Origin of the sequence: Halomonas sp. H10-59, from assembly GCF_040070555.1 — a bacterium.
In the GTDB taxonomy this organism is placed as follows: Bacteria; Pseudomonadota; Gammaproteobacteria; order Pseudomonadales; family Halomonadaceae; genus Halomonas; species Halomonas litopenaei.
Genome location: NZ_CP098828.1, coordinates 402644 through 415001, shown reverse-complemented (window position 1 = coordinate 415001; position 12358 = coordinate 402644). Strand labels below are relative to the sequence as shown.

The 12358-nt window shown below is 65.2% G+C and carries 9 protein-coding genes; 3 read left to right on the top strand and 6 right to left on the bottom strand.

Features of this window, described 5'->3' with window-relative positions:
* Positions 1-84 precede the first annotated feature (84 nt).
* Positions 85-1044, top strand: coding sequence for an alpha/beta fold hydrolase (locus NFG57_RS01885; RefSeq protein ID WP_213229982.1), 960 nt, complete (start codon positions 85-87; stop codon positions 1042-1044).
* 15 nt (positions 1045-1059) lie between these two features.
* On the opposite strand, the gene NFG57_RS01880 is transcribed toward NFG57_RS01885, so the two are convergent.
* Genes NFG57_RS01880 through NFG57_RS01870 form a run of 3 tightly spaced genes read right to left on the bottom strand, consistent with a single transcriptional unit; the run spans position 1060 to position 5875 of the window.
* On the bottom strand, positions 1060-4104 hold the full coding sequence (locus NFG57_RS01880; RefSeq protein WP_348815227.1) for an efflux RND transporter permease subunit: 3045 nt from the start codon (positions 4102-4104) through the stop codon (positions 1060-1062).
* Positions 4105-4107: 3 nt separating this feature from the next.
* Positions 4108-5265: an efflux RND transporter periplasmic adaptor subunit gene (locus tag NFG57_RS01875; RefSeq protein ID WP_108131137.1), complete on the bottom strand. Its 1158-nt coding sequence runs from the start codon at positions 5263-5265 to the stop codon at positions 4108-4110.
* A gap of 16 nt (positions 5266-5281) precedes the next feature.
* Positions 5282-5875: a TetR/AcrR family transcriptional regulator gene (locus tag NFG57_RS01870; protein ID WP_348815226.1), complete on the bottom strand. Its 594-nt coding sequence runs from the start codon at positions 5873-5875 to the stop codon at positions 5282-5284.
* 217 nt (positions 5876-6092) lie between these two features.
* Between NFG57_RS01870 and NFG57_RS01865 the strand changes: the two genes are divergently transcribed.
* Positions 6093-7748, top strand: a complete 1656-nt coding sequence (locus tag NFG57_RS01865; RefSeq protein ID WP_231498506.1) for an iron ABC transporter permease — start codon at positions 6093-6095, stop codon at positions 7746-7748.
* Positions 7749-7826: 78 nt separating this feature from the next.
* On the opposite strand, the gene NFG57_RS01860 is transcribed toward NFG57_RS01865, so the two are convergent.
* On the bottom strand, positions 7827-8972 hold the full coding sequence (locus NFG57_RS01860; protein ID WP_045991380.1) for an ABC transporter ATP-binding protein: 1146 nt from the start codon (positions 8970-8972) through the stop codon (positions 7827-7829).
* Positions 8973-9354: 382 nt separating this feature from the next.
* On the opposite strand from NFG57_RS01860, the gene NFG57_RS01855 reads away from it, so the two are divergent.
* Positions 9355-10374, top strand: a complete 1020-nt coding sequence (locus NFG57_RS01855; RefSeq protein WP_348815225.1) for a Fe(3+) ABC transporter substrate-binding protein — start codon at positions 9355-9357, stop codon at positions 10372-10374.
* Between the two features lie 146 nt (positions 10375-10520).
* Here the strand turns inward: NFG57_RS01855 and NFG57_RS01850 are convergent, their stop codons facing one another.
* Together NFG57_RS01850 and NFG57_RS01845 are read right to left on the bottom strand one after the other, a co-directional pair.
* Positions 10521-11030: a hypothetical protein gene (locus tag NFG57_RS01850; RefSeq protein WP_146164618.1), complete on the bottom strand. Its 510-nt coding sequence runs from the start codon at positions 11028-11030 to the stop codon at positions 10521-10523.
* A 265-nt stretch (positions 11031-11295) separates the two neighbouring features.
* Entirely contained in the window at positions 11296-12204 is a 909-nt protein-coding gene (locus NFG57_RS01845; RefSeq protein WP_239452541.1) for a LysR family transcriptional regulator, read from the bottom strand.
* Positions 12205-12358 lie beyond the last annotated feature (154 nt).

Below are 12358 nucleotides of genomic sequence, written 5' to 3'. Positions count from 1 at the left end.
CTCGCGCTCCTGATTGGGTAAAGCCTCGACGCCGTTCCTGCATCGTATTAAGAGTTCTTAGACACTCTGTGCAAGGGCAGCATCATGGCCAACGTGACCCGCTTCACCCTCTCCGCCTCCGATGCCTATCCGCTCGGCGCCAGCCACTTCGAGGCCACACAGCCGCTACGTGGGGTGGTGATCATTCACTCCGCTTCGGCGGTGTCACAACGCCTTTATCAGGCCTTCGCACTATTCCTGGCCGAGCAAGGCTTCCACGTGCTGAGCTACGACTATCGCGGCATCGGGCGGTCGCGACCGGAGCATCTCGAGAAACTGGGGGTGCGCATGCAGGACTGGGCCGAGCTAGACGCCGACAGCGTGACCCAGTGGGCTCGCCAGCACTGGCCGGACTTGCCGCTGCTTGCCATCGGTCACAGCTTCGGTGGCCATGCCATCGGCCTGGGCGACGCCAGTCGACACTTGAGCGGCGCGGTGCTGATCGCCTGCAATGCCAGCTGTCTGCGCTTCATCTCATCACCCTGGCTGAGGCTGCGCGCCTGGATGCTGTTCAAACTGGTGTTTCCTTTGCTGTCCCGCATCAAAGGCTATGTGCCCTGCCGACGGCTCGGTATCGGTGAAGACGTGCCCGATGGTGTGGCTCGCCAGTGCAGTCGCTGGACCAGCCTGCCGCGCTACTTCTTCGACGACCCGGAACTCAACGCCGAAGTGCGATTCGCCCGCGTGGCGTTACCTCTGCTGGTGGTGGGGCTCGACGACGACCCCTACGCCAGCAGCGACAGCATCGACCTGCTGGCAGGCTACTTCACCGGGGCTTCGATCAAGCGCCTGCAGCTGTCTCCCAGGGTAATGGGCAGTGGTGTGCTGGGGCACCTGGAAGGATTTCGCCGCCGCCACCGTGACACCCTGTGGCCGCTGGTTTCTTCCTGGCTGGTGGAGCGGGCCCCGTCGACGCAGCCAGATGGCGTGTCAGCCGCCCCCTGGTCCCCCATCGCCGACGAGGCTGGCCCCCATGGGGCCAGCGTTCAGGGAGCCGGCGGCTAGACAGCGGCGGTAGGATCAGTCGGCGCGAATTCGCATCAGGGTGCAATACGCCACCGGCAGGATCACCAGGGTCAACAGGGTGGCGACTCCCAGACCGAACACGATGACCACCGCCATGGAGGCGAAGAAGGCATCGGTGAACAGCGGCAGCATCCCCAGCATGGTGGTCACGGCGGCCATGGTCACCGGCCGCACACGACTGACCGCGGCCTGGATCACGGCGTCGTGGGCATTGTCCTGCTGGCCACGCTGCACGTTGATCTCTTCCATCAGCACGATGGCGTTCTTCAGCACCATGCCGATCAGGCTCAAGGTGCCGAGCAGCGCCATGAAGGTGAAGGGCGCCCCGAGCAACGCCAGGCCACCGATGATACCGATCAGCATCAGCGGCACGATCGACCAGATCGCCAGCGCCTGGCGCAGCCGGCCAAACAGCAGCACGGTGATGATGAACATCCCGAGCAGGCCCATGGGCAGCGATGACAGCAGCGCCTTCTGGGCGTCGCTGGCGGTTTCGTACTCACCGCCCCATTCGATGGCATAGCCCGGCGGCAGCTCGATGGCCTCGACCTGGGGACGCAGCCGCGCCAGCACGCTGGCAGCGGTCTCGCCGGACAGCGGCATCGGCTCGGCGTACACCGCCAGCATGCGACGCCGGTCGCGACGCTTGATCAGCGGATCACGCAGCTCGGTGTGCAGCTCGCCGAGCACGTTGCCGGCGCTGAGATAACGTCCCTGCTCTTCACTCCAGACGTTGACCGCGCTGAGGTTGTCGATGTCGTGGCGCTGGTCCTCCCGGGAGCGCATCACGATCGGAATCAGCTCGCTGCCTTCGCGGTAGACGCCGACCTGCTCGCCGTCATTGTTGAGCCTGAGCGCCTGGTGCAAGGCGTCCCGGGTGACTCCGACGCGACGTGCCTGTTGCTCGAGGAACTCGGGCACGATGACGCTCTCGCGATTGCTCCAGGACAGCCGGATGCTGTCGGTCATCGGCTCGTCCTGGAAGATGCCACGCACCTCGGCGCCCAGGCGGTGCAGGGTCTCGGGATCGTCACCGTAGATGCGCGCCTCGATGCTGGCCTTGGCCGAGGGGCCGACCTGCAACGCCTGGACCTTGTACTGGACCCGGGGGAAGTCCTCGCGCAGGGTCTCGATCACCTCTTTCATGCGGGCTTCCCGGGACGCGCGGTCCTCGGTCTCGACGATCAGCTGACCAAAACTCGCATAACGGTCCTCGGGGGCATAGGTCAGGGTGAAGCGCTGTGCGCCGCCACCGATCACGCTGGTCACCCGGGTCACGTCCTGCATCTCCAGCACCTGCGTCTCGAGGCGCGCGATGGTGCGCTCGGTCTCCAGCACGTCGGTGCCCTCCGGCAACCACACATCGGCAAAGAACAGCGGTGTGGTGGCGTCGGGAAAGAAGGCGTTCTTGACCTGCCCCGACAGCGACAAGGCACCGGCCAGCAGCGCCACCGCCAGCACCAATGTCAGGTAGCGGAACCGAATCCCCAGGACCAGCAGGCGGCGAAACACCCGGAACAGCAGGCCACGATAGGGATCGCTATCCCCCTCCTCGCCCGCTTCGATGCGTTCCTTGAAGAACAGATCGAAGAAGAAGGGGGTCAGGGTCAGGGCGGTGATCCAGCTCAGGAACAGTGAATAGCACAATACCCAGAACAGTGACCCGACGAACTCGCCGGTAGCGTCCGGCGACAGCCCGATGGGAGCAAAGGCGGTGATCGCGATGACCGTGGCACCCAGCAGCGGCAGGCGATTCTGACCGACCACCTCCAGCGCCGCCTGGCGCTTGGTCTTGCCCCGGGCAAGGCCGATCATCATGCCCTCGGTGACCACGATGGCGTTGTCCACCAGCATGCCGAGGGCAATGATCAAGGCGCCCAGCGAGATCTTCTGCAGCTGGATGCCGTGAATCGACATCATGATGAAGGTGCCGAGGATGGTCAGCAGCAGGATCAGGCCCATCAGCAGCCCGCTACGCACCCCCATGAACAGCAACAGCACCAGTATGACGATGCCGACCGCCTCGGCCAGGTTGATCAGAAAGCCGTTGACCGCGTCCTCCACCACCTCGGGCTGGTGGTAGACGGTGGCCAGTTCCATGCCCAGCGGCATGCGCTGTTCGAGCTCGGAAAGCCGCTTCTCGACCCGTTCGCCGACCTCCACCACGTTGACGCCGGAACCAAACGAGATGCCGATGGACAGCGCGGACTGCCCCCCTGCGTGGTAGAGCAACTGGGGCGTATCGGTGGTCTGGCGAGTGACCTCGGCGATATCGCCAAGGCGGATCAGGCCGTCACCGGGACGGCCCACCACCAGCCGCTCGAGCGACTCGACGCTGTCGAACTCGCCGGTGGGCTGCACCGACAGCGACAGGCCATCGAGCTTGATATGGCCCGCGTCGCCCACCACGTTCTGGGCGTTGAGCAGGTCACTCAACTGCTGTGGCGAGATCCCCAGCGCGCGCATCCGGTCACGGTCCAGCGACACCACCACCTGGTCCTGCACGGTGCCGGCGATGGCGACCTTCTTGACCCCGTCGACCAGGCGCAGCTCCCGCTGCAGCAGGTCGGCGTGGTCTTCCAGGTCCTGCTGGCTGTAGTCCTCGCCGGTCAGGGTCAACAGCAGGCCGAAGACGTCACCGAAGTCATCGTTGACGATGGAGGTCCCGGCGCCGGGGGGCAGCTCGGCCTGGACGTCGCTGATCTTGCGCCGCAGCAGGTCCCAGTACTGGGCAAGTTCGTGCTCGCGCACCGTGTTCTCGAGCTCCACGGTGATCTGCGACAGGCCGTCGGCGTTGACCGAGCTGACCCGCTTCAGGTCGGGCATCTGCTGGATCGCCTTCTCCAGGCGCAGGGTGACCTCCTCTTCTACCTGTTCTGGCGTGGCGCCGGGGTACTGGGTCGAAATGATGGCGTTGCGGATGGTGAACTCGGGAAACTCCAGCTGCCCGAGCCCGAAGAAAGACACCACCCCGCCGACGGCCAGCAGCAGGGTGATCATCCAGCTGATGACCTTCTGGCGCAGAAAGTAGTCGACCATCGATCAGAGCCCCTCTTCCTTGATCCAGGGTCGTACCCTGCGTCCTTCCTGCATGCGTTCGGCACCGGCGGCGACCAGCCGGTCGCCGGCCTCGAGCTCGCCCTCGATCAGCATCCCCTGGGTGGTGATGCGCCCCGGCACGACCGGCACCGCCTCGACACGTCCAGGGCCATCGGCGCGGGACTCGTCGTCGGGCACGAAGCGCCACACCACCGCCTGGTCAGGCTGCGATTCCCGCGTGGCCACCGCCGCCACCGGCACCCGCCAGGGATCCTGGCTATCACCGGTCAGGGCGCTCATGTCCAGCAGCACCGTGGCGCTCATGCCCGACAGCACCGTGATGTCGTCGGGTTCAGGCAAGGTCAGGGTGACCTCATAGCTCAGCGACCCCTGGCTGACGCTGCTGTCGTGCTCCTTGTAGCGGGCCGGGTAGCGCTGCTGCTGGTTCTCGGCGAAGGTCACCCAGACCACCGCATCCTCGCCGTCCTGCACCGCCTGGGCGCGCTCGTCATTGATCCGGCGGACCTGCTGCTCAGGCAGTTGGAAGGTCACGTCGATGGATCCCGGCTGCTGCAGCTCGGCGATGGTCTGCTGGGCACCGACCACCTGATAGTTGTCCACCGGGACCGACGCAATCACGCCGCTGAAGGGCGCGCTGAGCTCGGTGTAGCTGAGCTGGTCCTGGGCCTGCTTGAGCTGGGCCTGGGCCGACAGAAACTCGGCACGCGCCTCGTCGAAGCGGGACCGACTGATGGCACCACGCTCCAGCGAGATACGCATACGCTCGTAGGTCGCCTCGGCCAGGTTGTAGCTCGAACGGGCGTTGGCCAGCTGGCTCTTGGCATCACGATCATCGAGGCGGGCGATAAGGTCCCCCGCTTCCACCTCATCCCCCGGCTGCACGGCCAGCTCGCGCAGCTCCCCACCGACCCGGAACGACAGCTCCGAACGCTCCGAGGCCTGCACCTGGCCGGGATAACGCATCAACATGCCCTGGCGCCCGGCGTCCAGCGACACCAGCTTCACCGGGTGTACCTGCTGCTGGGACAAGGGCGGTTGGTCGGATTCACAGCCGGCGACAAGCGCCACGACGGCAAGCAGACTGAACCTGGCCAGCAGGCGCTCAAGGCGCGACGTCGGAGGAAACGTAGAGAAGGTCATGGGGGCTCCTGAGGCGTCAGGGACGCGGGTTGTCGTGGCGAACGGCAATGGCGTCCCAGGCCATCGCAAAGGCCTGGTCGATATTGGTGTGGGTGGGCTCGAACGGGTGGCTCCCCTGGCTCTGCACCAGGTGGTAGATCGGGCGGAACATGAAGCTTTCCAGCAGCGCAAGCCCAACCGGCTTGAGCACGCCATCCCGATGCCCCTGGGCGATGGCATCGAGCAAGGGCGCCAGGCGCATATCGTTGCGCTCGCGGACCCGATCATTCATCCATACCGAATGGCTGAAGGCGTCGTGGAAGCGAAACAGGCGCGGCTGGTCGAGGGCCAGATGAAACAGCGCATGCCACATCTCGCGCAGCGCCTGGCGCAGCTCGAGTGCCGCATCGAAGGCCTCCAGGGCGGTATCGATCAGCTGGTCACAGACGTGCACAAAGGTCGCCTCCAGCAGGGCGTCCTTGTCGGCAAAGTGGATATAGAGGGTGGCGGGCGACACCCTGGCGCGACGTGCGATACGGGCCACCGAGGCCACGCCGAAGCCGTGCTCGGTGACCTCGACCAGGGTCGCCTCGAGCAGTGCCACCCGCTTGGTGTCGTCGCGTGGGCGCATGACATTTACCCTCTTTTGAGATGCCTCTTAAAATAAATGAATAGTTATTCACTTTCAAAGCCCGCCGAGCCAAGGTCTCACTTCCGTTTGGTGCGCGCCTCCATGCCTCCCCTTGATGGCCAACTGCAGCCGCCGGCACGGACTGGTATGATCTGGCCTCCCGTCCGTCAGCGGTGCCCGCAGCAGGAGTCCGTCCGTGTCCAGCAGTACTCATTCCGTGGCCAAGGTTCGTTCCCGGCGGCTTTCGCGCTGGGGCTGGTTGACGCTGGCTGTCGCCGCGGTGGTGGCACTGCCGGTGCTGGTGATCCTGGCCCATATTCTGGTGCCCGCCGGCGATATCTGGCGTCACCTGGCCGACACTGTGCTGACGCGTTATCTGCTCAACACCCTGTTCCTGGTACTCAGCGTCGGCCTTGGTACCCTGGCCATCGGTACCGGCTGCGCCTGGCTGGTAGTGATGTGCCGTTTTCCCGGCAAGCGCCTGTTCGAATGGGCCATGCTGCTGCCGTTGGCGGTACCCACCTACGTCATCGCCTACGCCTACACCGACTTTCTGCAGTACGCAGGGCCGGTGCAGGAGGCCCTGCGCGAAGCCTTCGGCTGGTCCCGCGGGGACTACTGGTTTCCCGACATCCGCTCGTTACCGGGTGCCGCCACCCTGATCACCCTGGTGCTCTACCCCTACGTGTACATGCTGGCCAGGGCGGCCTTCCTCGAGCAGTCGGTGTGCATGCTCGACGTGGGACGCACCCTGGGCCGCGGCCCCTGGCAAATGTTTACCCAGGTGGCGGTACCGCTGGCGCGACCGGCGCTGGTGGGGGGCGTGTCGCTGGCCTTGATGGAAACCCTCAACGAGTTCGGCGCGGTGCAGTACTTCGGCGTGGATACCTTCACCACCGGCATCTATCGCACCTGGTTCGGACTTGGCGAACAGGTCGCCGCCGCCCAGTTGGCGGCGTGCCTGCTGGCCTTCGTGATCCTGTTCGTGCTGCTGGAGCGCTGGTCCCGGGGCAAGCGCCGCTTCCACCACACCTCTCACCGCTACCAGCAACTACCGGAGTACCGTCTAAGCGGTGCACGCGCCTGGGCGGCCACCCTGGCCTGCGCGCTGCCGGTGACAGTGGGCTTCCTGTTGCCCTGCCTGCTGCTGGGGTACATGGCGCTGAAGGCCGGAGACAGCGTGCTGGGCAGCGCCTTTTTCGAGTACGCCGGCAACAGCCTGCTGCTGGCAGCCGTCGCCGCCCTGATCGCGGTGGGGCTGGCGGTGGTGCTGAGCTATGGCGCCCGACTCGAACAGGGCCCGCTGACCCGCACGGCCACTCGGGTGGCCTCGCTGGGCTACGCGATTCCGGGGTCGGTGGTGGCGGTAGGCATCCTGATCCCCTTCGCCTGGGTCGACGTCCAGCTCAACCAGCTGTACAAGGCCGCCACCGGGGAGGTGATCGGCCTGATCCTCAGCGGTACCGCCTTTATCCTGATCTATGCCTATGTGGTGCGTTTTCTCGCGGTGTCGTTCAACGCCGTGGAAGCGAGCCTGGGCAAGGTCACCCCGTCGATGGACGCGGCCGCCCGCACCCTCGGCGAGACCGCCACCGGCACCCTGCGCAAGGTGCATACGCCGATCATGCGCGGCAGCCTGCTGGCCGCCGGGATCCTGGTCTTCGTCGACGTGATGAAGGAGCTGCCGGCCACCATCATCCTGCGCCCGTTCAACTTCGACACCCTGGCGGTGCGAGCCCACAACCTGGCCGCTGACGAACGCCTGGCCGAGGCTTCGACAGCGTCCCTGGCCATCGTTGCCGTGGGGATCATTCCGGTGGTGCTGCTGAGCCTGGCGATGCGCCGCTCACGCCCGGGCCAGGCCAGCGACTGACGCTGGCCCCTGCTGGATACGACTGGATACGACTGGATACGAATAGTCCCCACCCCTGGTGCGCCGGGGCCAGGGGGTCTAGACGGCTTCGGCGCCGGACGCCTCGGCGGGGAACACGAATACCTGGGCCGGGTCGAGACTGACCTGCACGGCCTGGCCTTCCCTCGGCAGAAAGACCCCAGGTACCCGGGCGTGCATGTGGGCCTCCTGGCCATCGATACCGTGCACGCAGAGGTGCAGCAGACTGCAACGCCCCAGCAGTCGTGCCATCAGCACGTGGCTGTGGTGGGCGTGCTGGCCGTCGCTCTCGATTTCCACCACCCTGAGCGCCTCCGGGCGCATCAGCACCTGGGCGCGGGCGCCGTCAGGCAGGTCGGTGGCGACGGGCCCCACCGCGGTATGCACATAGCCACGCTGGGCGACGCCTTCCAGGCGATTGACGTCCCCGAAGAAGGTCACCACGAAGGGGTCGGCCGGCGCGCAGTAGAGCTCTTCCGGCGTGCCTACCTGCACCACCCGACCATCGCGCATCAGCACGATGCGATCGGCCATGAACATCGCCTCTTCGGGGTCATGGGTCACCAGTAGGGTGCCTGCGCCCACCTGCTTGAGCACGTGCAGGGTGTCATCGCGGATACGGTCCCTGAGACGCGCGTCGAGGCTCGAGAAAGGCTCGTCCAGCAGCATCAATTGCGGCGAGGGCGCCAGGGCCCTGGCCAGGGCCACCCGCTGCTGCTGGCCACCGGACAGGGTGTGCGGGAAGGCCTCGGAGTAGCCGTCCATACCCAGCTGAGCGAGCAGTTCCAGGGCTCGTTCACGGCGCGCCCGCGCCGGCATCCCCTTGAGCCCGAAGGTCACGTTGTCGAGCACGCTCAAGTGGGGAAACAGTGCCGATTCCTGGAAGGCCAGCCCCACGCTGCGCTTCTCCGGCGGCACGTGGGGGCGCCCCGGTGCGGCCAGGGTCTGGCCGTCAAACTTGAGCTCCCCCTGCTGCAACGCCTCGAGTCCGGCGACGATGCGCAGCAGCGTCGTCTTGCCACAGCCCGACGGCCCGAGCAGGCACACCACCTCGCCCGGCGCGATGTCGAAGGAGGCGTCGCTGACGGCAAGCTTGCTGTCGTATCGATGCTGGATATTGCGCACAGCCAGCAGAGGATCGGCGACAACGCCTTCCTCGAAGGTCTGCTCGGAAACGGTGGCGGAGCTGGCAAGGTGTGAGGTCATGGAGGGGATCGCGTGTCGAAGGTCGGATGGACGACGGCGAAAGCCGATGGATTGGCCATGGTAACGCGAATCCTTTCGACACGCCTTCTCCTTTGCCTGTGCGATATCTCCCGCGCTAGTGGGTCAGCCTCGCCGCCCTGCCGGCTCCCGAAGCAGCGGGTGCCAGGGGGCGCAGCGCCAGGCTGGAGCGCCCGATGGTCGGAGGTATCCGCCCCCGACGTAGCCCCCATCAGTACATCGATCGTGCCCCCTCCACTATGCCGAGAGAAGCACCCTACATCAGCCCAAGGAGGCACAGTGATTGACGCCGTGCCCGGGAGGTCGTTCAATACGGACACCGAATGACACGTATTATCATTCCATCCGCCACTCGAGGTCTCCGATGTCCAACGTCTCTCGTCTTGCCATCGCCATCGCCCTGGCCGGCGCTTCCGGTCTCGCCTACGCCGACGGCAGCGTCAATGTGTACTCGGCACGTCACTACGACTCCGACCAGGCCATGTACGACGCCTTCACCGAACAGACCGGCATTGAGGTCAACGTGCTTCAGGGCGATTCCGACCAGCTCATCCAGCGCATCAAGCGCGAGGGCGAGGCCAGCCCCGCCGACATCATGATGACCGTGGACGCCGGCCGCCTGTGGCGCGCCGAGGAGGAAGGCATCTTCGCGCCGGTGGACTCCGAGGTGCTCAACGAGCGCCTGCCCGAGAGCATGCGCCACCCCGAAGGCGACTGGTTCGGCTTCAGCCAGCGCGTGCGGGCGATCTTCTACAACCCCGAGACCATCGAGCCCGAGCAGGTCGACAGCTACGAGAAGCTGGCCGATCCCAGCCTCAAGGGCAAGATCTGCATCCGTTCCTCCAACAACATCTACAACCAGTCACTGCTGGCCTCGATGGTCGAGCACCACGGTGAGGAAGGTGCCGAAGAGTGGGCCCAGGGCGTGGTCGACAACATGGCTCGCGACCCCGAGGGTGGCGACCGCGACCAGATCAAGGGCGTAGCCAGCGGCGAGTGCGACGTGGCGGTGGCCAACCACTACTACTACGTGCGTCTGCTGACCTCCGACGACGCCGACGAGCGCGAGGCCGCCGAAAGCGTGCAGATCCTGTTCCCCAACCAGGATGACCGTGGTGCCCACGTCAACGTCGGCGGTGCCGGCCTGGTCAAGGGTGCACCTAACCACGACAACGCCGTCGCCTTCCTCGAGTTCCTGGCCTCCGACGAAGCTCAGGAACTGTTCGCCGTGGGCAACCACGAATTCCCGGTGGTCGAGGGCGTCGCCGTGGACGAGGTACTCGGCTCCTGGGGCGAGTTCAAGAAGGACGAGGTCAACGTCAGCGTGCTGGGCAAGAACAACCCGGAAGCGGTCAAGATCTTCGATCGCGTCGGCTGGCGCTAGGCTCAATCACGTCGGGCCCTCGCCGCTGACGAGGGCCTGCGCAAGCAGCACAAACGCCAAGGCCACAACGACAGGGCCCGTGCCGATCGGCACGGGCCCTGTCGTTGGTGCAGTCAATGGACCCGTCATGGGTCCAACAGCGGCAGTCAGCCGTCGGTGGACTCCAGACGCAGATCATCCGGATGCTGCCAGACATCCAGGCTGCCCATACGGCGGCCGCGGTCGTTGAGGAAGGTTTCCAGCGTCACGGTGGTGTCGCTGCCGGCCCTGGAGAAGACCAGACGATCGGACGTCTCGCGGGTGGAGGTCCAGTCACTGCCCAGGCACTGGCCAAGGGCCTCACCACCGGCCACCAGGGCACCACGCGGGTCGTCACTGTCCATCCGTCCGAAACAGGAGTAGTGATCCGGGCGCTGCGCCGAGGTGATCAGACAGGAGTCGTGGAAGGCCTGGACATCGGTTTCCCAGCTGCGGGTCAGCCGAGTGTCGTCGAAGCGTCCCTTGATGTCGGTGAAATCATTGTCGGCACTGGCCACGGCCTGATTGAGGGCGTCGCAGTCGAACATCTCGGCCGCCGTCTGCGGTTGTGAGGTCGACGCACAGCCAGCCAGTGTCAGCATGGCCACAGCGGCCCATCCCATCTTTCCCCGTGTCATATCCTTGTCTCCGGCAGTGAGGCCGTGGCAACCACGACCAGATAAGCAATCCATGACCGACACCATAGCACCCGCAGTGCCATCTCGGCAGTCTGAAGACCTACTTCGCGTGACGCGAGTGACTAGGCGCTGTCCGAAAAGTCGACGAGCGAAGGTTAGACAAGGCAAAAATCGGTGAGAAAGCGCAGTTTACGGGGTGTAAATGAGCATTTTGATCCGATTTTTAACGCCGTATTACCGAGCGCAGGCACTTTTCAGACAAGCCCTAGACGGTGGTGGCGACATCCAGTTCCTTCAGCGCCTCATCCAGCATTTCGGCGAATACGGCGATGGCCAGAGGCAGCGGCCGATCCTTGGCCACACACATTTCCAACTGTGCCGCAGCGATACCGCGATCCCGCAAAGGCACAAAGACAAGCTCCCCCTCGGCCAGTTCACGAGTCACATCCAGCGGATTGAGAAACGCCACGCCCACGCCCTCTCTGGCGAGCGACTTCATGCTCAGGATGCGGCCACACGCGGCAACGGCGGAGAGTCGCACGTCCTGAGTGGACAGCGCGCGTTCCAGAGTAGAGCCACGAAACATTGCCTGGTCCGGCAAGATCACCGGGACGTTCTCGAAATCCTTGAGGCGAAGCTCGCTCGCCTTGGCCAGAGAGTGCCACGGCGCCATGACCGCCCCGAAACGCAATTCGAGCCGTCGCAGGGTACGCAGACGGGGGTTGGACGGCGGATTGATGCAAAGTCCGATGTCAGCCTCTCCCGACAGGATAGCGTCGATGATGGGGTCGGTAAGATCGGTGGACAGGTCGAAACGCACACGAGGATAGCGCTCCATGAAGCGCCGAATGGTCACCGGCAGCAGGCGGTCGGTCACTGACTCCACCGACGCGACCCGCACCTCACTGGTACCGGTGCCACGGATATCGTCCAGCACCCCCAGCAGCTGACGTTCGTCCCGCTGCCACTGTCGCACCTGATAGACCAGCAGCTCGCCCGCCGAGGACAGGCGCAGGCCGCGGGGAAGCCGCTCAAACAGCGGTACGCCAAGCTCGTCCTCCAGTTTGAGGATCTGGCGATTGACCGCCGATGCTGCCACATGGAGCTGGTCTGCGGCCCTGCGGATCGACCCTTGTCGGGCAACCTCATCGAAATAGCGTAGCGCGGTGGTCATCAAGGGCACGCGGTGTCTCCTGATTCGTCAGACCATGGCTGGCTCACTAATCGTTGCCATTTCGGCAACACATCTCACGAAAAACGATGATAGACGCGCACACTAACTCAGCGCTAGCTTTCCTCTGAAACCCGCAGAAGAAACGCGGTTCGGC